Annotated in this window: 21 protein-coding genes and 2 pseudogenes; 21 read left to right on the forward strand and 2 right to left on the reverse strand. The window is 62.4% G+C overall.

The features are described 5' to 3' along the window. The first annotated feature begins 187 nt into the window (after positions 1 to 187). The 5 genes from F2982_RS24845 (at position 188) to F2982_RS24865 (ending at position 3,953) form a co-directional block, all read left to right on the forward strand. Positions 188 to 850 (forward strand): PAS domain-containing protein, encoded by a 663-nt coding sequence (locus F2982_RS24845; RefSeq protein WP_199625627.1) that lies wholly within the window; start codon positions 188 to 190, stop codon positions 848 to 850. 66 nt (positions 851 to 916) lie between these two features. After that, complete coding sequence (locus tag F2982_RS24850) at positions 917 to 1,690, forward strand: lysine/arginine/ornithine ABC transporter substrate-binding protein (RefSeq protein WP_112714637.1); 774 nt, start codon at positions 917 to 919, stop codon at positions 1,688 to 1,690. Between the two features lie 27 nt (positions 1,691 to 1,717). Next, entirely contained in the window at positions 1,718 to 2,422 is a 705-nt protein-coding gene (locus F2982_RS24855; RefSeq protein ID WP_112714639.1) for an ABC transporter permease subunit, read from the forward strand. After that, complete coding sequence (locus F2982_RS24860) at positions 2,419 to 3,105, forward strand: ABC transporter permease subunit (RefSeq protein WP_112714641.1); 687 nt, start codon at positions 2,419 to 2,421, stop codon at positions 3,103 to 3,105. Before F2982_RS24855 ends, F2982_RS24860 begins: the two co-directional genes overlap by 4 nt. 209 nt (positions 3,106 to 3,314) lie before the next feature. Then, positions 3,315 to 3,953, forward strand: a complete 639-nt coding sequence (locus F2982_RS24865; protein WP_246777588.1) for a hypothetical protein — start codon at positions 3,315 to 3,317, stop codon at positions 3,951 to 3,953. A gap of 7 nt (positions 3,954 to 3,960) precedes the next feature. Here F2982_RS24865 and F2982_RS24870 read toward each other — a convergent pair whose 3' ends face one another. Beyond that, positions 3,961 to 5,289 (reverse strand): PLP-dependent aminotransferase family protein, encoded by a 1,329-nt coding sequence (locus tag F2982_RS24870; protein ID WP_203430263.1) that lies wholly within the window; start codon positions 5,287 to 5,289, stop codon positions 3,961 to 3,963. 100 nt (positions 5,290 to 5,389) lie between these two features. Here F2982_RS24870 and F2982_RS24875 point away from each other — a divergent pair, with 100 nt between their 5' ends. The 11 genes from F2982_RS24875 (at position 5,390) to F2982_RS24925 (ending at position 17,693) form a co-directional block, all read left to right on the forward strand. Beyond that, positions 5,390 to 6,370, forward strand: a complete 981-nt coding sequence (locus tag F2982_RS24875) for a nitrate ABC transporter substrate-binding protein (protein WP_203430264.1) — start codon at positions 5,390 to 5,392, stop codon at positions 6,368 to 6,370. A 35-nt stretch (positions 6,371 to 6,405) separates the two neighbouring features. Then, positions 6,406 to 7,290 carry an ABC transporter substrate-binding protein gene (locus F2982_RS24880; RefSeq protein ID WP_203430265.1) on the forward strand — a complete coding sequence of 295 codons (885 nt, stop codon included), beginning with the start codon at positions 6,406 to 6,408 and terminating at the stop codon, positions 7,288 to 7,290. Then, positions 7,287 to 8,243 carry an amino acid ABC transporter permease gene (locus F2982_RS24885; protein WP_203430266.1) on the forward strand — a complete coding sequence of 319 codons (957 nt, stop codon included), beginning with the start codon at positions 7,287 to 7,289 and terminating at the stop codon, positions 8,241 to 8,243. The genes F2982_RS24880 and F2982_RS24885 overlap by 4 nt, the downstream gene beginning before the upstream one ends. Further along, positions 8,240 to 9,019 (forward strand): amino acid ABC transporter ATP-binding protein, encoded by a 780-nt coding sequence (locus tag F2982_RS24890; protein WP_130280405.1) that lies wholly within the window; start codon positions 8,240 to 8,242, stop codon positions 9,017 to 9,019. The genes F2982_RS24885 and F2982_RS24890 overlap by 4 nt, the downstream gene beginning before the upstream one ends. Before the next feature lie 84 nt (positions 9,020 to 9,103). Next, positions 9,104 to 10,285: a M20 aminoacylase family protein gene (locus F2982_RS24895; protein ID WP_203430267.1), complete on the forward strand. Its 1,182-nt coding sequence runs from the start codon at positions 9,104 to 9,106 to the stop codon at positions 10,283 to 10,285. Between the two features lie 260 nt (positions 10,286 to 10,545). Then, a complete protein-coding gene (locus F2982_RS24900; protein ID WP_112714655.1) occupies positions 10,546 to 11,703 on the forward strand; it encodes a Gfo/Idh/MocA family oxidoreductase in 1,158 nt (385 codons plus the stop codon). A gap of 13 nt (positions 11,704 to 11,716) precedes the next feature. After that, positions 11,717 to 12,601 carry a sugar ABC transporter permease gene (locus tag F2982_RS24905; protein WP_112714657.1) on the forward strand — a complete coding sequence of 295 codons (885 nt, stop codon included), beginning with the start codon at positions 11,717 to 11,719 and terminating at the stop codon, positions 12,599 to 12,601. Then, positions 12,598 to 13,455 (forward strand): carbohydrate ABC transporter permease, encoded by an 858-nt coding sequence (locus F2982_RS24910; protein ID WP_130280411.1) that lies wholly within the window; start codon positions 12,598 to 12,600, stop codon positions 13,453 to 13,455. Before F2982_RS24905 ends, F2982_RS24910 begins: the two co-directional genes overlap by 4 nt. A 74-nt stretch (positions 13,456 to 13,529) precedes the next feature. Then, positions 13,530 to 14,735 carry an ABC transporter substrate-binding protein gene (locus tag F2982_RS24915; RefSeq protein WP_112714661.1) on the forward strand — a complete coding sequence of 402 codons (1,206 nt, stop codon included), beginning with the start codon at positions 13,530 to 13,532 and terminating at the stop codon, positions 14,733 to 14,735. A gap of 88 nt (positions 14,736 to 14,823) precedes the next feature. Next, complete coding sequence (gene ugpC, locus F2982_RS24920) at positions 14,824 to 15,957, forward strand: sn-glycerol-3-phosphate ABC transporter ATP-binding protein UgpC (RefSeq protein WP_203430268.1); 1,134 nt, start codon at positions 14,824 to 14,826, stop codon at positions 15,955 to 15,957. Positions 15,958 to 16,283: 326 nt separating this feature from the next. Next, the gene (locus tag F2982_RS24925) at positions 16,284 to 17,693 is read left to right on the forward strand and encodes a diguanylate cyclase (RefSeq protein WP_203430269.1); all 1,410 of its coding nucleotides are present in this window, start codon (positions 16,284 to 16,286) and stop codon (positions 17,691 to 17,693) included. Between the two features lie 102 nt (positions 17,694 to 17,795). Here the strand turns inward: F2982_RS24925 and F2982_RS24930 are convergent, their stop codons facing one another. Beyond that, positions 17,796 to 18,167: a hypothetical protein gene (locus tag F2982_RS24930; protein ID WP_203430270.1), complete on the reverse strand. Its 372-nt coding sequence runs from the start codon at positions 18,165 to 18,167 to the stop codon at positions 17,796 to 17,798. Between the two features lie 70 nt (positions 18,168 to 18,237). On the opposite strand from F2982_RS24930, the gene F2982_RS24935 reads away from it, so the two are divergent. The 5 genes and pseudogenes from F2982_RS24935 (at position 18,238) to F2982_RS24955 (ending at position 24,144) form a co-directional block, all read left to right on the forward strand. Continuing rightward, positions 18,238 to 19,224 carry a BMP family protein gene (locus F2982_RS24935; protein WP_203430271.1) on the forward strand — a complete coding sequence of 329 codons (987 nt, stop codon included), beginning with the start codon at positions 18,238 to 18,240 and terminating at the stop codon, positions 19,222 to 19,224. 9 nt (positions 19,225 to 19,233) lie between these two features. Continuing rightward, positions 19,234 to 20,646 carry an amidase gene (locus F2982_RS24940; protein WP_203430272.1) on the forward strand — a complete coding sequence of 471 codons (1,413 nt, stop codon included), beginning with the start codon at positions 19,234 to 19,236 and terminating at the stop codon, positions 20,644 to 20,646. Further along, positions 20,643 to 22,168, forward strand: a pseudogene (locus tag F2982_RS24945) (ABC transporter ATP-binding protein). Before F2982_RS24940 ends, F2982_RS24945 begins: the two are co-directional and overlap by 4 nt. Continuing rightward, positions 22,158 to 23,207, forward strand: a complete 1,050-nt coding sequence (locus tag F2982_RS24950) for an ABC transporter permease (protein WP_203430273.1) — start codon at positions 22,158 to 22,160, stop codon at positions 23,205 to 23,207. The pseudogene F2982_RS24945 and the gene F2982_RS24950 overlap by 11 nt, the downstream one beginning before the upstream one ends. Continuing rightward, positions 23,204 to 24,144 (forward strand): annotated as a pseudogene (locus F2982_RS24955) (ABC transporter permease). The gene F2982_RS24950 and the pseudogene F2982_RS24955 overlap by 4 nt, the downstream one beginning before the upstream one ends. Positions 24,145 to 24,165 lie beyond the last annotated feature (21 nt).

A 24,165-nucleotide genomic window follows, 5' to 3' on the forward strand; every position in this document is an offset into this window, starting at 1 on the left:
TCCTCAACCTCTGCTCGAGAAAAGGCGGTTCCGCGACGTCAAATGCTATGAAATCCAGCCTTAAGTAGCGATTTCGCAGCTAACGGCACGCAATCCACTTCCTCCCTGAACACTTCCTATACCCGGACGAGATTTGAGACAATATGTCTTGTTTGACAAAATGTCTTACAGGGCGTAATCGTTAAGCATGAAGGAAGTTCTGAAGCCATACGTTCCCGTTTGCCAGGCGATTGCGACGCTGCTGCAGCCGCATGCCGAAGTCGTGCTGCACGACCTTGCGACCGGCAACATCGCCTTTATCGCCAACGCCTTTTCCAAGCGCCGGCCGGGGGACTCCTCGATGACCGATGTGGAAGTGGCGATCTCGATCGACTCCTCCGTCATCGGCCCCTATCGCAAGACCAATTGGGACCGCCGCCAGCTGCGCTCGGTCACCGCGGTGCTGCGCGACCACGCCAACCGGCCGGTCGGGCTGCTCTGCATCAACCTCGATATTTCGGTGTTCGAGGGCGCGGTCGAGTTCATCCGCAACCTCATCCAGTTCTCGCCGCCTTCCGAACCGCCGGAAGCGCTGTTCAAGAGCGACTGGAAAGAGGTCGTCAGCGCCACGATCGACGCCTATCTGCGCGAGCGGCACCTGACGGAAGCCGGCCTCAGCAAGGACGATCTCAGCGAGCTCGTCTCCATTCTCGACAATCAGGGACTGTTCTCGATCCGCAACGCCACCCCGTACATCGCCGAGGTGCTGAGGATGTCGAGAGCGACGCTCTACAAGCATCTCAAGGATCTGAGAGACAAGAAGAGCGGCAGGAATTCTCCGGGAGCCAAGGCGCTCCAGGAGGAAATTTGAGGCTATCCGGCGCCCCCGCCGGCCGGCCTTTGGCAACCACCTCATAAAGATAAAGGGAACTGAGACATGAATAGAACTATCGCTGCGGCCGCTTTCGCCGCACTCGGCCTGCTCGGCCTTTCGGCATCCTCCGCCTTCGCTCAGGAAAAGCTGACCATCGCCACCGAAGGCGCCTACCCGCCCTTCAACTTCAAGCAGGCCGACGGCACGCTCGCCGGCTTCGACGTCGATATCGCCAAGGCGCTCTGCGACAACATGAAGGTCGAGTGCAAGATCGTCGCCCAGGATTGGGACGGCATCATTCCGGGCCTGCTCGCCCATCACTACGACGCGATCGTCGCTTCGATGTCGATCACCGAAGAGCGCAAGAAGAAGATCGCCTTCACCGACCCCTATTACCACACGGCCGGTGCGCTCGCGGTTCTGAAGTCCGCTCCCCTCGCAGGCAACACGCCTGACGACCTGAAGGGCAAGACGCTCGGCGTCCAGTCCTCCTCGACCTTCTCGACGCTGATCGAAGACAAGTACAAGGATGCCGACGTGCGCCAGTACGGCACCGTCGACGAAGCCCTGCTCGACCTCGTCGCCGGCCGCGTCGATGCCGTCATGGCCGACAAGATCACGCTGACCGAGTGGTTCAAGAAGTCGGGCAACGACTGCTGCCAGCTCGCCGGCAACGACATCAAGGACTCGCACTATCTCGGCGACGGCGTCGGTATCGGCATCCGCCAGGCCGAACCGGACCTGCAGGCCAAGCTGAACAAGGCGCTCGCCAATATCGTTGCCGACGGCACCTACAAGACGATCAACGCGAAGTACTTCCCCTTCTCGATCTACTAAGCCGTCGCGCCCGGAGACGAAGAGGCCATGGAAACCCTTGGATTTGGCGCGAATGGCTGGGGCGGCCAGCTCCTCGCCGGCACATTGCTGACGATCGAGCTGGCACTGACCACCCTGCCGTTCGGCTTTGCCCTCGGGCTTGGCCTTGCCCTGATGAAGAACGCCCGCAGCAAGCTGCTGCGGGCAATCGGCGAAGGCTTCACGACAGCCTTCCGCGGCCTGCCCGAACTGCTGACGCTGCTGCTCATCTATTACGGTTCGTCGATCGCCATCCGCACCATCGGCGAATGGATGGGCTATAGCGTCAATCTCGAACTCAGCCCGTTCATCGCCGGTGTCATCGCGCTCGGCGCGGTCTTTGCCGCCTATTCCAGCGAAGTGCTGCTCGGCGCACTGCGCGGTATCGACCGCGGCCAGATCGAAGCCGGTCTCAGCCTCGGCCTGAAACCTTTTCCGCTGTTTCTCAAGGTGATCTTCCCGCAGCTGCTGCGCCCGGCCCTGCCCGGTCTCGGCAACTGCTGGCTGGCGCTGCTGAAGGAAACGTCGCTGGTCTCGGTGATCGCGCTCGACGACATCCTGCGCCAGGCCTATCTGGCTTCGGGCCAGACCAAGCAGCCCTTTCTGTTCTATGCCGCCGCCTGCACGATCTACCTGCTGCTGACGATGCTCTCGAGCACGGTGCTGATTGCGCTCGAACGCTATGCCAACCGCGGCTGGGGGCATGCGCGATGATCGATCTCGACGTTTTCCAGCAATATGGCGGACGCCTGTTTTCCGGCCTGCTCGTCACCATCGAGCTGACGGTCATTTCCATCACGCTCGGCGCCGTCCTCGCCGCGCTGCTGACCTGGGCCAGGCTGTCCGGCCCGAAGGCGGTGCGGGCTGCGGCCTTCGCCTATTCCTATGCGGTGCGCGGCACGCCGCTGCTCGCCCAGGTCTTCCTGGTCTATTACGGTTCCGGACAATTCCGGCCCGAACTGCAGGCGCTCGGCCTCTGGCAGCTGTTCCGCGAGCCGCAATTCTGCGTGCTCCTGACCTTCAGCCTCAACACCGCCGCCTACCAGTCGGAAATCTTCCGCGGCGCCGTGCTTGCCGTTCCGCGCGGGCAGATGGAAGCCGCGAAAGCGCTGGCGCTGAGGCCGTTCCTGGCGACCTTCCTCGTCGTCGTGCCACAAGCGATCCGCCACGGCCTGCGCGGCTTCGGCAACGAAGTGGTGCTGGTGCTGAAAGGCAGCGCGGTCGCCAGCGTCGTCACCGTCTATGACCTGCTCGGTGCCACGCGCTTTGCCTTCCAGCGCACCTATGATTTCCAGCTCTATATTGCCGCGGCGATCGTCTACATCATCATCGTCGAGCTGCTGCGCCGCGGCTGGAATCACCTGGAAGCCCGCTTCCGGCTGAAGGCTGCCCGCTAGTCCAGCCGGCGCTCTTATCGACCTCGACGCGGGCGGCAAGCAGGCCGCCCGGCGCATGATGCTCCCCGTCCGCTAAGGCTTTGCTGCGGCTATGTTACCGGCCGATGCGCAATCGTGAAGGAACGGGCTTGTCCACAGCTGCGTTTTCCAAACGGTAGAAATCGCGTGCCCGGCATGCGATTGACTGATGCGGAATCGCTGACGAGGACATGATGGCTTTCGATTTCGGCATGCTTCCGATTGCTCTTGCTGCAGCAATCGTCGCACCCGCCGCCGCTCCGCAGGAGACGGCGCCGGCGATGCTGCCATTCGGCATATCGCAGGATATGCGCCCCTCAACGCTCGGCTGCGAGGCAATCGATGGCGGCGGCAGCAGCACCAGCGACGCGACCGGACAATATGTCTGCAAGGGCGCGCCGGAGGCGAGCGACCTCTTCAGCGAATATATCCTCGCCTATGTGAAGGGCACCGGGATCTGCAACATCTCGGCGGTCTCCTCCTATATCGCCGAAGACAGCGACGGAAAGAAAACCCGCGCGCTGTTCGGCAAGGCCTATGCGCTGATGAGCCAGCAGCTCGGCAAACCCGACGAAACGGTCGATCACGCCACCAGCAACGAATTCCGCGACAACCGGCAGTTCGAAGAGGCGATCATCAGCGAAGACCGGCAGATCTTCGACCAGTGGAACGACCTCTCGCTGCGCTTCGGCAACGCCGAGTCCGCCAGCCTTACGATATCGGGCAGCGACGAGCTCGGCCTCGCCGTCTACGGCATCTTCCGCTTTGCCGGCAATGACGACTGCCTGCGCAAGATGGAACTGGCGACCGGCCGCTCCGCCGGCGAATAATCCTTCCTCACTGGTGAACGGCCGCGAGCGCGATGCCGTCGGCAACCTCCTGGCAACGGTCCGTCAGGTTGGCGGTCGCAACGCGCAGGTGGCTGCTCGGCAGGACCGAGAACTTCGCGCCCGGATGAACCGCGATGCCGCGGGCGGCGAGCGTCACCAGAGCAAACGGTTCCGAGGAAACCGGCACCCATGCACATAATCCGCCCCCATGGGCCGCCTCGACCCCGCGCTCGCCAAGCGCATTGATCAGGTCGGCGCGGCGCTTGATGTAGATGTCGCGCGCCCGCTCCAGCGTTTCGCCGGTTGCGGGATCGCGAAGCAGCCAGGCGGCCGCGGATTGCAGGATGCGGCTGGTCCAGCCGGCGCTGAAGGCGCGGTAGGACTGGATCTGCTCGATCATCGCCCGAGAGCCGGAGAGCACCGCGAGCCGGAGATCCGGGCCATGGGTCTTCGAGAAGGACAGGATGTGGATGACGCGATCCGGATAGAGCGAGCCCAGCGAATGGCGCGGCGCCGACGAAATATCGGCAACGCCGTCGTCCTCGACGATCAGCGTATCGCTATCTTTCAGGATCGCCGCCAGTGCCTCCATCCGCTCGGCGCTGACACTCTGGCCTGTGACGGAATGGATGCGAGGCTGGAAGATGAAGGCTGCCGGGCGCAGCCGCATCGCCGCTTCCAGTGACGCCGGAACCGGCCCCTCGCCATCGCATTGGACCGGCAGGATGCGCACGCCGCGGTCTTCCAGGATGTCGAGCAGTCGCATGCCTGTGGGAACCTCGATCGCCACCGAGGCCCCCGGCGTCACCAAGGCATGGATCAGCGTATAGACGGCATTATAGCCGCCATTGGTCGCGAGAAAGGCTTCCGGCTCGTAGGGCCATGAACGCCTGACCGCCTCTTCCAGCTCCGGCAGGATGCGGCTGCGCTCGTAACTGTTCAGGTTCTCGGCCGAGGCGCCATAGGCCATGGCTTCGGCAAGCTTCGGCAGCAAGCGGACATCGGGCACAGCCGCCGTGAGGTCCAGCACGCCCTCACCATAATCGCCGACGCTTGCCAGGCGTTCCGGCTTGGCAATGAAGCGGTCGCCGCTGACCCAGGTGCCGTTGCGGCCGCGGCCGCTGATGATTTTCTGCCGCCGCAGCTCGCTCCAGGCCTCGGAGATCGTTGCGGGGCTGATCCCGAGCGCGAAGGCGAGATCGCGGATCGGCGGCAATTTGGTTCCGACAGGCAGCGCGCCGGCCCGGATCAAGGCACTGGTTTCAATCGCGATTCCGCGAATCGTACGATCGTTCAATTTTTCAGCAAACCAGTTTGCGTCCCGTATTTCGCTCATTTTCGCGCCATTTTTAATGTTCAATAACGTAATAACATTTGATCAATGTATTTTGAACATTTATCGATCATGAACACAAGCTTTTTAAGAGTAGATGCACATGGCCCTGACCTTACGCCTCGCCCTTCGTGACTGGGACTACATGACGCCGCTGGTTCTCGGTGACGTTTCCTCGCCAAAGCTCGACATCAAGGTCGATCGCGTCGGCACGCTGCTTTCGCATGTCGGCAAGAGCGACAGCTATGACGCCGCCGAAATGTCCTTCAGCCGCTACACGCAGCTACGCATCGACGGCGACGAGAGCGTCGTCGGCATTCCGAACTTCATCATGCGCGGCTTCCGCCATCGCTGCATCGTCACGACCAAGGACAGCGAGCTGCGCGAACTCGGCGATCTCGCCGGCAAGCGCATCGGCGTCACCGGCTGGCGCGACTCCGGCAATACCTGGACGCGCGCCGCCGTGCGCCGCGAAGGCGTCGGCGTCGAGGATGCCATGTGGTATGCGGGACGCCTGACCGAGGCGCATCCGATCGTCGACCGCCTCGACGGCTTCGGCCGCGCTGGGCGCATCGAAGCCGCTCCCGGCGAGCGCCCGATGGTCGATCTGCTCAAGGAAGGCGCGCTCGACGCGATCTTCACCCCCTTCATGCCCGACGGCTATTTCGCCAGCGGCTCGCCCTTCCGCCAGCTTCTTTCGGACTTCCGGGGCGCCGAGCGTCGCTATTTCGACGAGGTGGGCTATGTACCCGGTATGCACCTGATCGGCATCAAGTCGGAGATCGCCGCCGAGCATCCCTGGGTGATCGAAGAACTCAGCCGCCTGATCGATGAATCGCAGCGCATGTGGCTCTCCAAGCGGCGCAAATATGCCGAGACGACGCCCTTCATGTTCGACGAGCTTCTGAAATGCGCCGCCGAACTGCCCGAAGGCTGGGATGCAAGCGGCTTTGCGCCCAACCGCAAGATGATCGCCGATTTCGCCGGAGAGCTTCATGCCCAGGGCATCCTGCCGCGGCTGATGACGCCGGAAGAACTCTTTCCACTCGACATTGACGGCAGACCGGTAGCTGCCGCCGCCTGACACCCGAGAATATCAAATCAAAAAGGGGAATGACCATGCAATTGAAGAAAATGACCACTCTTGCGCTCGCCGGCGTCATGCTCTCCGGAGCGGCCCTGGCGCAGGATCTGCCGAAGCTTTCGGTCAACGAGGAGCTGAAGGCGAAGCTGCCAGAGGCGATCCGCACGGCTGGCAAGATGATCTCCGTCAATAACGGCTCCTTCCCTCCCTATGAAATCGTCACCGGCACCGAGATGACCGGCGCCAGCGCCGATCTGACCGACGCGCTCGGCCAGATCCTCGGCGTCACGATCGAGCATGAAACGGTCGGCGGCCTTCCCGCCCTCCTTGCTGGCGTCAATTCTGGCCGCTACCAGTTCGCCTTCGGCCCCGTCGGCGATTTCAAGAGCCGCGAAGAGGCCAACGACTTCGTCGACTGGGTTCAGGAATTCGTCGTCTTCGCCGTTCAGAAGGGCAATCCGAAGGCGATCACCTCGCTCGACAGTGCCTGTGGCAACCGCATTGCTGTCATGGCCGGCGGCTCGGCCGAAAAGGTCATCCAGGTCCAGGCCGAGAAGTGCAAGACCGACGGCAAGGACCCGATCGAAGTGCAGTCCTTCACCGACCAGCCGAGCTCGATCCTGGCGGTCCGCTCCAAGCGTTCGGACGCCTTCTTCTCCTCCCAGGCACCGCTCACCTATTTCGTATCGCAGGCCAATGGCCAGCTGGAACTCACGGGTGTCGGCCAGAAGAACGGCTTCGAAGCGCTCTATCAGGGCGCCGTCGTTCCCAAGGGTTCCCCGCTCGGCCCCGTTCTGCGTGACGCGGTCAAGGTTCTGATCGATAATGGCACCTATGCGGCCATCATGAAGAAGTGGGGCCTCGAGAACAACATGATCAAGGAGCCGGGCATCAACCTCGGCGGGACGTTGCCGAAATGAGCACTGATATCAAGAACACCGCATCGCCACCCGGCGATGCGGCAGCTCGGGATGTGGCGCATGCCCACAAGCCCTTCCCCACCGGCCGCGTGGCGGCCTGGGTCATCGTCCTGGCAATTGCCGCCTACTTTGCCTGGTCGATCGCCGGAAACGAAAATTTCGGCTGGCCCGTCGTCGCCCAGTATTTCTTCGATCCGGTCGTCATCAGCGGTCTCTATGTGTCGCTTGGCCTGACCGTAGTGGCGATGATCATCGGCGTCATCCTCGGCCTGCTGCTTGCCATCGCCCGCCTGTCGAAGGACGGCCTTGCCAACTCTCTCGCATCGCTCTTCATCTGGTTCTTCCGCGGCACGCCGCTTCTGGTGCAGCTGATCTTCTGGTACAACCTCTCGACCCTCTTCCCGACGCTGTCGATCGGCATCCCGTTCTTCGGGCCGACCTTCGTCAGCTGGGACACGAATTCCGTCATCAGTCCGATGACCGCCGCGATCGCCGGTCTCGCCCTCAATGAAGCAGCCTATATGGCCGAGATCATCCGCGGCGGCCTGCTTTCGGTCGACAAGGGCCAGTTCGAGACTGCCGAAGCCTTCGGCATGACCCGGGCAAGGGCGCTGCGCCGCATCATCATTCCGCAGGCGATGCGCTCGATCGTTCCGCCGACCGGCAACCAGCTGATCAGCATGATCAAGGCGACCTCGCTTGTCAGCGTCATCGCCATGGCCGACCTGCTCTATTCGGTCCAGTCGATCTACAACCGCACCTTCGAAGTCATCCCGATGCTGCTCGTCGCCGTCATATGGTACCTGCTCATCACCTCGGTCCTGAATGTCGGCCAGAGCTACATCGAGCGCTACTACAGCCGTGGCGACCGCCGCACCGGCGCCCCCAGGGCCGCGAAGGACGCCGCCGTGCCGGCACCGGCTCTTGCTGCCGCACAGGAGGTGAGCCAATGAACGCGATCGCGACCATCGAGCCGCTCGTGCGCGCCAGAAACGTCCACAAGTCCTTCGATCAGCTCGAAGTGCTGAAGGGTATCGACCTCGACGTCGCCCCCGGCGAAGTCGTCGTCATCCTGGGACCGTCGGGCTCCGGCAAGTCGACCTTCCTGCGCTGTATCAACCGCCTTGAGACCATCAATCAGGGATCGATCGAGGTGGATGGCGAGCAGATCGGCTACAGCTTCCGCAAGGGCAAGCTGGTGCAGCTCTCCAATCATGCCGTCGCGCTCCAGCGCCGGAAGATCGGCATGGTGTTCCAGCAGTTCAACCTCTACCCGCATATGACGGCGCTGCAGAACATCGTCGAGGCACCCGTCGGCATCCACGGCGAAAGCCGCAAGGAAGCGACCGAGAATGCCAAGCGCCTGCTGGAACGCGTCGGCCTCTCGGCCAAGGCGGACAACTATCCGCGCCAGCTCTCCGGCGGCCAGCAACAGCGCGTCGCCATCGCCCGGGCGCTCGCCATCAAGCCGAAGCTGATGCTCTTCGACGAGCCGACCTCGGCGCTCGATCCGGAACTCGTCGGCGAAGTGCTCGCCACCATGCGCGACCTCGCCAATCAGGGCCTGACGATGATCGTCGTCACCCACGAGATCGGCTTTGCCCGCGAAGCGGCCGACCGCGTCGTGTTCATGGATGGCGGCAAGGTCGTCGAACAGGGCAAGCCCGAAGATGTGCTCGGCAATCCGCAGCACCCCCGCACCCGAAGCTTCCTGTCGCGCTTTATCTGAGCGCGGCAATTCTCCTCCCGAAATGATGCGCGCCGCTTGCCGCCCTGGCGGCAGCGGCCGCACTCCCGCAAGACCGGAACGGCCATGACCCTCAAGAACGATTTCGCCAGCCTCTCGGATCTCGAACCGATGAAGGCGGAGCTGACGGCGACCCGCCGCCACCTTCACGCCAATCCCGAACTCTCCTTCGAAGAAGCCGAAACCGCACGCCTTGTCGCCGAAAAGCTCGAGGCCTGGGGCTATGACGTGACGCGCAATGTCGGCGGCCACGGTGTCGTCGCCCGCATGACGGCCGGCAGCGGCAAGAAGAGCATCGCCATCCGCGCCGACATGGACGCGCTGCCGATCGCCGAGCAGACCGGCCTCGATTATGCCAGCAAGGTTTCCGGCAAGATGCATGCCTGCGGCCACGACGGCCATACGACCATTCTTCTCGGCGCCGCCGAATATCTGGCCCGTACCCGCCGCTTCAACGGCACGGTGACGCTGATCTTCCAGCCGGCAGAGGAAGCGGGTGCCGTCAGCGGCGCTCCGGCAATGATCGCCGACGGCCTGTTCGAACGCTTTCCCTTCGACGTCATCTACGGTCTGCATAATCATCCGGGCGCGCCCGAGGGCACGTTCCTGATGCGCGCCGGCCCGCTGATGGCAGCCGCCGATACCGCCGAGATCACCATCACCGGCAAGGGTGGCCATGCCTCACGCCCGCACCTGACGATCGACCCCGTCGTCGTCGCCTGCCACCTCGTCGTCGCGCTGCAGACCATCGTCTCGCGCAGCGTCGACCCGACCCAGACGGCTGTCGTCACCGTCGGCGCGATCCATAGCGGCGAGGTTTCGAACGTCATTCCTGAAAGCGCCAAACTGCTGATCACCGTCCGGTCCTTCGATCCGAAGACCCGCGAACTCTTGGAGGCCCGCGTCCGTAAGCTGACGGAGTCCGTCGTCGACGGCTTCGGCGCCACGGTGGAGATCGACTACGTCCACGGCCACCCTGTCGTCGTCAATTCCGAGGCGGAGACGGAATTTGCCTGGAAGGTCGCCGAAGAGCTCGTCGGCGCCGACAAGGTGACGACCTGCGCCCTGATCCCCGGGAGTGAAGACTTCTCGCACTTCCTCGAACATAAGCCCGGCGCCTTCCTGCGCCTCGGCAACGGCGTCAACTCGGCCATCCTGCACAGCGCCAAATACGACTTCGCAGATGAAAGCCTGGTGGCGGGTGCTGCCCTGTGGGCGCGATTGACCGAGCGCTACCTCGACCAATAGGCTTCAGAGGCCGCCGCCCCGCCCCAAAAGTGGAGCAGCCAACTGGTTCCACGGAACGAAACCAGTTTCATGACGCCAGCGGCAGCCGTTTTCATCGGGTGCCTGCTTTGCTTGCGCGGATATGCCCAAAAACGCGCTTATCCCGTATATTATGAAAATTAATTTCATCAATGCGCTTTCAGGCCCGTTTTCGGTTGACGGCCTCTGATTTTTGTCCCAACTTGAAGAAAATAAATTACGAAATTGGGAACGTCATCGGGATGAAAGTGGGAATCATAGGGCTGGGATTCCGGCTCGGCTACCTCGGCCATGTCTTTACGGCTATCGACAGCAGCTTCGAAATCGTCGGCTATGTCGATCCGGAGCCCGCGGGTCTTCCGGGACTGACGGAAAAGGGCATTTCGGTCGGCAAGGCCTATGGCACGCCGCAGGAACTGCTGGCCTCCGAAAAGCTCGATCTCCTGATGATCGGCTCTCCCAACCACATGCATCTCGACCACATCCGCCTCGGCCTCGAATCCGGCCTGAAGGTTTTCTGCGAAAAGCCGATCGTCACGACGATCGCCGAGAGCATCGAGCTCGCCCACCTGATGGCGAAATTCGGCCATGAGCGGCTGATGGTCGGCCTCGTGCTGCGCTACTCGCCGCTCTACAAGGACCTGCGCGCCATCCAGGCCGAAGGCAAGCTCGGCCAGATCGTCTCGATCGAGGCATCCGAGCATATCGAGCCCTATCACGGCGCCTTCTTCATGCGCGACTGGCGCCGCTACGAGCGCTATTCCGGCAGCTTCATGCTGGAAAAGTGCTGCCATGACCTCGACCTCTACAATGGCGTCGTCGGCGCTCGTCCCGAGCGCGTCGCAAGCTTCGGCGGCCGCAAGAGTTTCATTCCCGCCAACGACCCGGCCCGCGAAGGCATCAACGATCTCGAACTCTTCCATCGCAAGCCGAGCGGCTGGATGGGCTCCGACAAGGTGTTCGACAGCGATGCCGACATCATCGACTACCAGGTGGCAATCGTCGAATATGCCAATGGCGTCGGTATGAATTTCCATACGAACCTGAACGTTCCCGACCAGTTCCGCCGTTTCGCGATCATGGGGTCGCGCGGCATGGCCGAAGGCGACTTCGTCCGTGGCTATCTCGATGTCCACGAGCAGCTGACTGGCAAGAAGGTCGTCGAGACGAAATATGCCGCGACCGAACTCTCCCAGCATTACGGCGCCGACGAGCAGATGGCGGCCGATATCCTGGAGAGCGTGCGCACCGGGTCCGAGCTTCCGGTCTCGACGCTCAATGCTCTGGAGGCCGGCATCCTGGCGCTTGCCATGGATGAGGCCCGCATGAAGAAGGCCGTCATCGACCTTCGTCCCGTCTGGGACAGGTTCGACGAGGCGCTACACGCCAGAGCGGCTTGAGGGAGGCGGCAAGATGAGTGCTCAGAAAAGTGCCGTCATCTTCGCCTGGATCCTTCTCCTTCCGGCAGTCCTTTACGTCCTGGCAATCGTTGCCTATCCGCTGGTCGACACATTCATCCTGTCGTTCACGGACGCATCGCTGCGTAAGGTCACGAACTGGGTCGGCTGGGTCAATTACGAGAAGATCTTCAATTCCACCTTTGCGGAAGTCATTCTGCGCACCTTCATCTGGACGTTCTTTTCGGTCGCCCTGAAGATGATCATCGGCACGTTCGGCGCTGTCATGCTGAATGCCGCCGTGCCCGGCCGCTCGCTGTTCCGGCTGCTGACCATGCCGCCATGGATCGTGCCGATGGCGATCGGCATCTTCATGTGGGGCTGGATGTATAACGGCCAGTTCGGGATGATCTCTGGCCTGCTGCAGCGCTTCGGCCTGGTTGATGGCCCAGTCGCCTTCCTCGCCTATGGCAGCACCGCCTTCTGGGCGACGATCGTGACCGACGTCTGGATCGGCGTGCCGCTGGTGACGATCTACTTCCTCGCCGCCATTCAGTCGATCCCGAAGGATCTCTATGAGGCCGCCTGGACCGACGGCGCCGGCCGCATGTACCGCTTCCGCCGCATCACGCTGCCGCTGATGGTTCCCGCCATCATCACCATGTCGATGCTGTCGCTGATCGCGACCTTCAATTCCTTCGACATCATCTGGATTCTGACGCAGGGCGGTCCGAGCGGTGAAACGACGACGATGATCATCGACACCTATCAGACGGCAATCGGCTCGAAGAAATACGGTGAAGGTGCGGCCCGCGCCGTGCTGATCTGCATCTTCCTGTCGCTCTTCTGCTTCGCCTATTTCCGCGTCACCCGCCGCCTCAACCCGGAGAAGCGCGCATGAGCAGCCGTCCCATGATCGATCGCTACAGCTGGTGGGAAATCATCCTCATCTATTGCGGCATCGCGCTGTTTCTCTTCTTCGTGCTGTCGCCTTTCGTCGAAGGCTTCCTGGTGTCCTTGAAGCCGCTCAGTCAGCTCTTCTCCTCGCCATACCGCTTCTGGCCGGAGAACGGCTCGTTCGAGGCCTACAGGACGATGTGGATCAGCGTGCCGGGCTTCGGGCGCTATATCTTCAACTCCTTCTTCATCTCGATCATCGTGACTGTCATCGTGCTCTGCCTAGTCATCCCGGCATCCTATGCCTTCGCGAAGTTCGAATTCCGCGGCATGGGCATCCTGCTCGGCGCCTTCCTGACGGTGAACATGTTCTCCGGCGCCGTGCTGCTCATTCCGCTTTTCCGCCTGATGCGCACGATGGGCGTGCTCAACACCTATTTCGCCATGATCGTGCCGGGTGTCGCCTTCCTGATCCCGTCGGCGATCTGGCTTCTGCGCACCTACATGATCCGCATTCCCCAGGAACTCAACGAAGCGGCCTATATGGATGGCGCCAGCCATTTCTATACGCTCCGCCGCGTCATTCTGCCCATTGCGATGCCGGGGATTATCGTCGTCGCGATTACCACCTTCATCGGCGCCTATGCCCAGCAGTTCATCTTCGCGCTGACCTTCAACTCGAAGACTGAATACATGCCCCTGCCGGTGGGACTCTTCGCTTACTTCGGAAAGCAGGAGGTCATCTGGAACGAACTGATGGCGGCCTCCTTCGTCGGCATCGCGCCGGCGATGGTCGTCATCTTCTTCCTTCAGCGCTACCTTGTCGGCGGCCTGACCGCCGGTGCGGTGAAACAATAAGACCAAGAAAAGAGTGAACAGCTAACAACGAGAATGGGAGTCACGACGTGAACACTACCATCAAGACAGGCCTAATGGCGCTCGCCTTGCTCGGTTCGACGGCACTGACCGCGGTCACTGCCCAGGCAGCCGACAAGGAAATCAGCTGGATCTATTGCGGCGACACGATCGACCCGATCCACACCAAATACATCAAGGAATGGGAATCCAAGAACGAAGGCTGGAAGGTCGCCCCCGAAGTCGTCGGCTGGGCGCAGTGCCAGGACAAGGCAACGACGCTGGCGGCCGCCGGCACCCCCGTCGCCATGGCCTATGTCGGCTCGCGCACCCTGAAGGAATTCGCGCAGAACGACCTGATCGTTCCGGTTCCGATGAGTGACGACGAGAAGAAGGGTTACTACCCGCACATCGTCGACACCGTCACCTTCGACGGCAACCAGTGGGGCGTTCCGATCGCCTTCTCGACCAAGGCCCTCTATTGGAACAAGGATCTCTTCAAGCAGGCCGGTCTCGACCCCGAGAAGCCGCCGAAGACCTGGGCCGAAGAAATCGAGATGGCAAAGACCATCAAGGAAAAGACCGGCGTTCCGGGCTTCGGTCTCTCGGCCAAGACCTTCGACAACACGATGCACCAGTTCATGCATTGGGTTTATACGAATAACGGCGCCGTCACCGATGCCGAAGGCAAGGTGACCCTCGACAGCCCGCAGATCCTCGCGGCCCTGAAGGCCTACAAGGATATCGCCGCTTATGCCGAAGAAGGCCCGACGGCATACGAACAGAACGAAGTCCGCGCCATCTTCCTCGACGGCAAGGTCGCGATGATCCAGGCCGGCTCCGGCGCTGCCTACCGCCTGAAGGACACCAAGATCAACTGGGGCGTTGCGACGCTGCCGCTTGGTCCGGATGCCAAGGGCGCCGGCACGCTGCTGATCACCGACAGCCTTGCGATCTTCAAGGGCTCGGGCGTCGAAGAAAAGGCGACCGAATTCGCCAAGTACATCACCTCTCCCGATATCCAGGGCGAATACGAACTGCAGGGCGGCGCTGGCCTCACCCCGCTGCGTCCGTCCAAGAAGGTCGACGAGTTCGTTGCCAAGGATCCCTTCTGGAAGCCGTTCATCGAGGGTATCGATTACGGTGGTCCGGAGCCGCTCTTCACCGATTACAAGGGCTTCCAGAACTCGATGATCGAGATGGTCCAGTCCGTCGTCACCGGCAAGGCAGAACCGGAAGCCGCCCTCAAGAAGGCTGCCGGCGAAATCGAAGCCTTCAAGTAAGCCTCGAAACGGGGATCGCGGCCCTCGCGGCCGCGATCCTCACCGACCAACTTCATGCGCGTTCAAGGCCGGGACCGGAGACAGATTTTTGGGACAGCTTCAGCTCAATAAAGTTCAAAAATTCTATGGCGACTACGAAGTTCTGAAAGGCGTCGAGCTCGACGTGAAGAACGGCGAGTTCGTTGTCTTCGTCGGCCCGTCGGGCTGCGGCAAGTCCACGCTGCTGCGGATGATCGCCGGCCTCGATGCGACCACCAAGGGCGACATCGTCATCGACAGCGTGCGCGTCAACGATCTGCCGCCGGTCAAGCGCGGCATCGCCATGGTCTTCCAGTCCTATGCGCTCTATCCGCATATGAGCGTCTTCGAGAACATCGCATTCCCGCTGCGCGTCGAGAAGATGGAGGAGGAGAAGCTCAAGGCCAAGGTGGAGAATGCCGCCCGCATCCTGCATCTCGAAACACGGCTGCAGCAGAAGCCCGGCATGCTCTCGGGCGGCCAGCGCCAGCGTGTCGCGATCGGCCGCGCGATCGTCCGCGAGCCGAAGATCTTCCTGTTCGACGAGCCGCTATCCAACCTCGACGCGGCGCTGCGCGCCGACATGCGCATCGAGCTTGCCAAGCTGCACCGGCAGCTGAAGGCGACGATGATCTACGTGACCCACGACCAGGTGGAAGCCATGACCATGGCCGACCGCATCGTCGTGCTCGACGCCGGCAATATCTCGCAGACGGGCGCGCCGCTGGAGCTCTATCACAAGCCGGCAAACCAGTTCGTCGCCGGCTTCATCGGCAATCCGAAAATGAACTTCCTGCCGGTCACCTGCACGGCGGCCAGCGCCTCCGGCGTCACCGTCGGTTATCGCGGCCAGACGGCAACGCTGCCGGTCACGCCGCGCGACGGCATGGTCGGCAAGACGCTGACGCTCGGCATCCGCCCGGAACATATCCAGCTGACCAATGGGGACATATCGCTCGCCGTCACCCCGAGCGTCATCGAGCGGCTCGGCGCCAACACCGTAGCCTATGCAGCACTCGGCGGCGAAACGGAAAACTTCTGCGCCATGCTCCCAGGCAGCGTCGGCATCCGCGCCGACCAGCCCGTCACCGTCGGCATCAACGCCGCCGACTGCCACCTCTTCGACGAGGAAGGCAAGGCGTTCGAGCGCCGGGTCGAACTCACCGAAATCGACATGAACCTGTTGTCGCCGGCGACGGCGTGAGGGCAAGCGAGCCAACCATATTGGCCGGCAACAACTTTGCGACCACAGCCGTCAGCCCTTGCGGCTCAGCCAGTACGATCCTCGCTGAAGCCAAGCGGAGCGCACCCGGGTTCGACGCCGAACAGCTCATGACGGCGGCAGTACGCAGATTTTGTCGGTGCCCGCTCCTTAGCCGGTCGCCGTGACTACTCAAGGGTGGCCTCAGGCCTGGTTTGCCGATGTGTGACGAACCATTAACCGAAGCTATCAAAACGCTGGCGGCGGTAACTGCCGCTAAGGTTTCGCTCCTGTAGGTTCACCCTGAAGAAACTCAGGGCCGGCATGCGATGAAGCGTTTCACTGGATTGAAGTTGGTAGGACCTGCGCTATTGCTCGCCGCCGTCGTGATCGCCGGGCTTGCAGCAGTTCCCTATTATGGTGTCGCGCGCCTGGATGCGGAGATCCGCGAGCGTCAGGAGACACTCGTCAAACGAAACATTTCGATCTGGATCACCGACGTCGAATTTGCCCTCACTGCTTGGACAATCTGGGACGAGTCGATCGCCAAAATCGATAACGCATTCGATCCCGAATGGACCGACCGCAACATCGGCAACTCGTTGATTGGAACGTCTCGCACCCGGTTCGTCGCCATTTTGGATGCCGAAGGCAAAATGATCTACGACAAGACCGCCGACGAAGTCGCCACGCGACCATTCTTTCATCGTGGCACCGCCGAGATCATTGGGGACGCAAGTGCCCTCGTTGCCCAAGTTCGCGAGCGCGAGCAGGGTGCAAAGGCATCAGGAATTCCCAATCCTGTTTCATTCAGCAAAATCGAGGTTGTCGGAAGTGACGCCGTGCTGCTGACTGCAAGCCTCTTCCAACCGGATTTCAGAACGGCAACACCGCGCGGACCAAGCGCTCCGATCCTCATCTCGGCGATCCCGATTGCCGGCAGCTTACAGGAGTTCCTGGGTAACCGCTTCCTCCTCGATGATGCGACCATAGGCGGCCAGGCCTCCGTTCCGGACAACCGAGCCCGCGTCGAGGTCGCAGTCGGCACCGATGGGCAAAAGGAAGTCCTGTCCTGGAAGCCACCGACGCCCGCCAGGGATTTGCTTTTACAATCTCTTCCCCTTGCAGCCGCAGTCATAGCCGTGCTTGTTTTTGGCGCCGTATTTGTTGCGAGGATTTCGCGGCAGGCAGTAGTGTCGTTGGTCGAAGAGGAGAAGCGCATGCGACATGCAGCGACGCATGACTTCCTCACGGGGCTTTCCAATCGCACGACGATCGAAGCGCAGTTCAGTCGTCTATCCGAAATAGGAAACGTCACCGTCGTCTGCCTGGACCTCGATGGGTTCAAAGCGGTCAACGACCGGCACGGACATGCCGCCGGCGACGAGGTACTCCGGCAGGTCGCCCAACGCCTTCGATCGTCCACGAGGCATGACGACATTGTCTTCCGTCTGGGCGGTGACGAGTTCGCAATTCTGATGCCTTCGACCACACAGGTCGAAGCGGAGCTGAGCTGCCGGCGGCTTTCGTTGCTTCTCGGCCAGCCTTATGACTTCGATCACATCGAAGCGCGAATTGGCGCCTCGTTCGGTATTGATCATGCCGGTTCAGTTTCAGACCGCAGCTGTGACGAAGCCCTCAAGAGAGCCGACGAAGCGCTTTACGCGGCCAAATCGATTGGCCGCGGATCCGTGGTGACTTTTCAGGCGCAGGGCGACGCCATGCTGGCATGCGCTTGAGGCTGAAGAGAGCATCACCGGCTCGTGACCTTCGCATCCCAGGCTCGCATCTTGGTGCAGGTTCATCACACTGAGCGGTTCTCGCGATATAGACTTTTTCGGTCACTGTGAAGCCGAGCGCTTGGGTCGTCGAGTGAACTCCAGAAGGTCGTTAGCCGCGATATCAGCCGCGGTAAATTCGTCGCAGGCAAGGTAAGGTGTTTCTACCAGCAGACGCGTTACCAGCTTCAGCCAGCTTTCGAACATGTCCTGGGCCAGCAACCGCCACTCTTGAAAAATTGCGCCTGCTGCCGCCTTTCCCGTCAGAGACGACCGGCGGGCTGGCAGGTCATTTGCCTCTATATGCCGGCTATCCATCGGGCATAATTGCAATCGGGCCGCGAACGGTATCCGGCGCCGCTGAAAATGCCGGCTGATTCCATAACCATTTGAAATCAAATATACTATTTTTAGCTGTGCCCATTCATTGATCACGAACTCTGCTTGACACTTTTTTAACCCCTGCCTATGGTTTTTACCAAATAGTCAAAAAAGGGGAACGACTATGAAAAATCAGATCATCATGTCTCGCCGTACCGTTCTGGCCTCGGGCATTGCGCTCGGTGTCAGCGCGCTTTCTCCCGCCGCACGCGCCGCCGCACCGCTCAAGGTGGCCGGCATCCACGCCTCGCCGGTCGAAAATGCCTGGAACTCCTGTCTCCATGCAGCCCTTCAAGCCGCGGCGAAGGAAGGCGTCATCGAATATGTCTTCTCCGAGGGCGTCTCGGGCACCGATTACCCGCGCGCCATGCGCGAATATGCCGAACAGGGCAACAAGCTGATCATCGGCGAGGCCTATGCGGTCGAAAAGGAAGCGCGCCAGGTGGCCGCCGAATATCCCGACACCGCTTTTGTTCTCGGCTCCAGCGGCAATGAGGAAGGCGACAATTTCGGCGTCTTCGGCACCTGGAACCATGACGGCGCCTATCTGGCCGGGATGCTCGCCGGCAAGATGACGAAGTCCAACGTCGTGGGTTCCGTCGGTGCGATCCCGATCCCCGAAGTCAACATGCTGATCAATGCCTTCGGCGAAGGCGTCAAGGCCGTGAACCCCGACGCCAAGCACCTCGTTGCCTTCATCGGCACGTTCTTCGACCCGCCTAAGGCGCGTGAAGCCGGCCTTGCCCAGATCGATGCAGGCGCGGACATTCTGTTCGGCGAGCGCATCGGCACGGCGGATGCCGCCAAGGAGCGCGGCATCAAGGCTGTCGGATCGCTGATCGACTACTCGCCGCGTTATCCCGACACGGTATTCGCCAACGCGCTCTGGGGCTTCCGTCCGATCCTCAATGCGGCGATCGCCGACGTTCAGGCCGGCAAGCCTGTTGGCAAGAACTACACGGCCTTCGGCCTGATGAAGGAAGGCGGCAGCGACATCGTCTATGTGAAGGGTGTTGCCCCGGGCGACGCCGAAACGGCAATGGAAGCCAAGCGCGCCGAAATCAAGGCCGGAACCTTCGAAGTTCCGAGAAACATGGACCAGCCGAAGTAATTCTCACCCATGTTTCAGGACGCAACGGCGCTCGCCGGGTCGATCAGGGACGGCCGGACCTCGGCAAGCGAGGCCATGCAGGCCGCTATCGACGCGGCCGCGCGTGAGGAGGCGCTTGGCGCGATCGCCTATCTCGATACCGGGATGGGCATAGAAGCTGCGCGCCGCCTCGACGTCGAGCGGCAAAGCGAGCCCGAGCGTTTCAACGCCCGCGTCTTCGCTGGCGTGCCGACGCTCGCCAAGGATCTCGGCGGGCCGTTTGCGGGCCTGCCCGTTGCGGCCGGTTCGCGGCTCTTCGATCGCCGGAAATCCGGCCTCGATTCCGACCTCGCCGGCCGTTTTCGCGACGCCGGTCTTGTTCCCTTCGGCCTGACCACAAGTCCGGAATTTGGCCTGTCGCTCGCCAGCGAGCCGGCGATCGGCCCGCTCTGCCGCAATCCGCTCGACCGGAACCGGACACCCGGAGGCTCGTCGGGCGGGGCGGCGGCGGCCGTTGCCGCAGGCATCGTTGCAATCGCGCACGCGACCGACGCCGGTGGATCGATCCGTGTGCCGGCAGCGTGCTGCGGCCTCGTCGGCCTGAAGCCCGGCCGCGGCGCAATGCCCGCCGGACCTTTCTTCGGCAACCATCTCGGCGGGATTGCCAGCGAAATGGCGGTCACGCGCTCCGTACGGGACGCCGCCGCCATATTCGAAGCGCTCGAAGGCCCTGCCCGCGGTCCGTTTGCGGACGCACCATCTGCGGCGCCACCGGAGCGGCCGCTGCGGATCGGCGTGCTGACCGATACGGGCGCGGCCTATCCGACCACCGCAGACCGCGTGCAGGCGGTAGAAGACGCCGCGAAGTTCCTGGAAGGCCGCGGTCACGCGATTGTGCCACTCGCCTGGCAGGATTTTGCGCCTCTTGCCGATACAAGCGCGAAAGTCTTCGGCAACATTATCGCCGCCAATCTTGCCGCCTTGATCGATGGCCTTGCTCTCGACGCCGGCAAGACGGAAAAGATGACGCAGGCCTTCATCAACCGTGGACGCACCATGCCGGCAACGGAACTCTGGAAATCACTCGATGCCGGTGTGCGGGTCAGCCATGGTCTCTGGTCCCAGTTCGACAGCGTCGATGCGATTGTCACGCCGATGCTTTCAAGCGCACCGTTGCCGATCGGCTCGTTTCCATCGGATCACGATGACACCGAGCTTCATCTCAACCGCATGACCGCCTTTGCGCCGCTCGCAGCGCTCGCCAATATATCGGGCTTTCCGGCGATCACCTTGCCCTTCGGCAAGGATGCCGACGGCCTGCCGCTGCCGGTCCAGATCATCGCTCCGTTCAGCCAGGAGAAGCTGCTGCTTTCTCTGGCCGCCACGCTGGAAGCCGACGAACGCTGGCAGCACCCCTTCAGCGTTGCAGGACTGAACGCATGAGCGAAAAGGTTCTCGAGCTCCTCGGCATCAGCAAGCGCTTCGGCGATAACCTCGCCAATGACGACATCTCGCTCGCTCTCGACAAGGGCGAGATCGTTGCCCTTCTCGGCGAGAACGGAGCGGGGAAGACGACGCTGATGAGCATCCTGTTCGGCCACTATGTGCCCGACAGCGGATCGATCCGCATTCACGGAAAGGATATCCCGCCCGGGCGGCCGCGTGCCGCGATTGCCGCAGGCGTCGGCATGGTTCACCAGCATTTCGCGCTCGCCCCCAACCTGACCGTGCTCGAAAACGTCATGACGGGGACGGAGACGCTCTGGAATATCCGCTCGCAATCGGCTGCGGCACGCCGGAAACTTGCCGGGATAGCCGACCGCTTCGGCCTCAAGGTCGACCCGGATGCCCGTCTAGGCGATCTCTCTGTCGGCGAGCAGCAGCGCGTCGAGATCCTGAAAGCGCTGTATAACGATGCGCGCATCCTGATCCTCGACGAGCCGACGGCCGTGCTGACCAATATCGAGGCCGAGCGGCTGTTTTCGACATTGAAGGAAATGGCGCGCCAGGGCCTTTCCCTGATCTTCATTTCGCACAAGCTCGACGAGGTCATGGCCGCGGCCGATCGTATCGTCGTCTTGAGAGGCGGCAGGATGGTCGCCGAGCGCCGGGCCGCGGAGACCAGCAAGGCGGAGCTTGCCGAGCTGATGGTCGGGCGGCGCGTCGAGCGGCCGGTGCGCGAACCCTCGACGCCCGGCGCCGTTGCGCTTGAAGCGCGCGGCCTGACGGTCCGCATCGGCGGCGTGGACCGGCTGAAAGAGATCGGCTTCACGCTTTGCGAAGGCGAGGTTCTCGGGATCATCGGGGTCTCCGGAAACGGCCAGGCGCCGCTGGCTCAGCTTCTCTCCGGCACGCTGGCCCGCACAGGAGGCGATCTCCTGCTTTGTGGCGAGCCCGTCGGCAATCTCGGCGTCAATGATGTGATTGCCGCCGGCATCGGCCGCATTCCGGAGGATCGCAACCGCGAAGGCGCGATTGGCGACATGGCCATCTGGGAGAACGCCGTACTCGAAAGGCTGCCGGAATATTCCCGCAATGGCCTGGTCGACCGAAAGGCCGGCATGGCCTTCGCCGCCGAAATCATTCAGGAATTCGACGTGCGCGGTGGAACAGCGGCAAGCCGCACCCGGCTTCTTTCCGGGGCAACATGCAAAAACTGATCCTCGGGCGCAATCTTCAGCGCCGTCCACGCATCCTGATCGCCGCGCAGCCTGCACGCGGTCTCGACGAAGGTGCGGTCGCCGCTGTGCACGCCCGTATCCTCGAAGCGCGCCGCGCCGGTACCGCCGTGCTGCTGATCTCCGAAGACCTGGACGAGGTGATATCGCTCGCTGACCGCATCCAGGCCATTGTCGGCGGGCGTCTGTCGCCTTCTGTCGATGCGGCGGAAGCCAATGCGCGCCACCTCGGATTGATGATGGCGGGCGATTGGAGCCATACCGCGGAGACCCGTCATGCGCCTTGAACGCCGCGAACATCGGCCGCTCTATCTGATGGCCGGGGCGCCGGTCGCCGCAATCATCGTTGCCCTGGCGCTCTCAGGCATTCTGATCGCCATTGCCGGTGCGCCGGTGCTGGAAGCCTACAAGCGTATTCTCATCGGCGCCTTCGGTTCGCGGCTTTCGGCAACGGAAACGCTGACCCGGGCCACGCCGCTGATCCTGACCGGGCTTGCCGCCGCAGTCGCCTTTCGCGCCCGCCTCTGGAACATCGGGGCCGAGGGACAATTCTATTTCGGCGCCATCGCGGTCGCCGCCTTCGGCTCGAAACTGCTTGCCGGTCTGCCCTCCGTCGCGCTCATTCCGCTGCTCCTCGTCATTGGCGCCGTCGCCGGCATGGTGCTGATCCTCGTGCCGCTCTGGCTGCGCCTGCGCTTTTCCGTCGATGAGGTCGTCACCAGCCTGCTCATGAACTTCATCGCCATTCTCTTCGTTTCGATGCTGATCGATGGCGTGCTCAAGGATCCCCTCGCCTTCGGCTGGCCGCAATCGCAGTCGGTCGCCGATCACGCCATGCTGCCGAAGCTGCTTGCCCGCTCTCGCCTCCATATCGGCCTCGCCATCGCCATCGGCCTGGCGATCGCCATCCATTTCATCCAGTCGCGCACCGTCTTCGGCATGCAGTCGCGGGCTGCCGGGCTCAATCCGCAGGGGGCCGTCTTCGCCGGCGTTCCGCTCGCCCGCACGCTGGTCAAGGTTGCCTGCATCTCCGGTGGGCTGGCTGGCCTTGCCGGTGCCATCGAGGTGATGGGCGTCAGGGGCTATGTGACCACCGATCTTTCGCCGGGCTTCGGCTATTCCGGCATCGTCGTTGCGATGCTGGCGAACCTCAATCCGATCGGCGTCATCTTCGCGGCGCTGTTTACGGCCGTGATGTTTGTCGGCGCCGACGGCATGAGCCGCAGCCTCGGCATCCCGACCTATATTGCCGACGTCACGGTCGCGCTCTCGCTTCTGACGATGGTCGTGGCACTGTTCTTCACGCAATACAGGATCCGCCGATGAGCACGCTGATCGACATCCTCGCATCGGCCGGCCTCTGGGCGGCGATCCTGCGCATCGCGACGCCGCTGATCTTCGGCACGCTCGGCGCCCTGCTCTGCGAGCGCGCAGGCGTGCTCAATCTCGGCATCGAGGGATCATGACCTTCGGCGCCATGATCGGCTGGCTTGCCGTCTATCACGGTGCCGATCTCTGGACGGGATTGCTGGTGGCGGCACTCGCCGGCGGCCTGTTCGGATTGCTGCATTCGCTGCTGACGGTAACGCTCGGTCTTTCGCAGCATGTCACGGGCCTCGGCGTGACGCTCTTTGCCTCCAGCTTCAGCTACTATGTGTTCCGGCTGATCGTTCCGGTCGCCGGCACCCCGCCGACGATCGTGCCGTTCCAGCCGATCGACATTCCCGGCCTCTCATCCCTGCCCTTCATCGGCCCGGCGCTCTTCACGCAGACGGCGCCGACCTATCTGGCGATCGCCGTCGCGCTTCTGATGGGATACGTGATCTTTCGAACGCCTGTCGGGCTCGCCATTCGCATGACCGGTGAAAATCCGCATGCGGCAGAAGCGCAGGGACTAAATCCGGTGCGGATCCGCTATGGCGCCATCGTCGCCGGCAGCGCCCTGATGGCCGTCGGCGGTGCCTTCCTGACCCTGTCGGCGTTCAACAGCTTCTTTCCGACGATGGTGCAGGGCCGCGGCTGGATCTGCATCGCGCTCGTTGTCTTCGCATCGTGGCGGCCGGGCCGCGCGCTGTTCGGCGCCCTGCTCTTCGCCTTTTTCGATGCCTTCCAGCTCAGGCTACAGACTGCCGTCAGCGGCGTGCCCTACCAGATCTTCCTGATGACGCCGTATATCCTGTCCATCGTCGCGCTCGCCGTGATGGCGCGGCGCGCCCGCGTGCCGCAGGCGCTGATGCAACCCTACCGCCGCGGCGAACGATAATTTTCCGAAAAGGAGCCAGCC

The sequence above is a fragment of the Rhizobium sp. BG4 genome, assembly GCF_016864575.1.
Classification (GTDB): Bacteria; Pseudomonadota; Alphaproteobacteria; order Rhizobiales; family Rhizobiaceae; genus Rhizobium.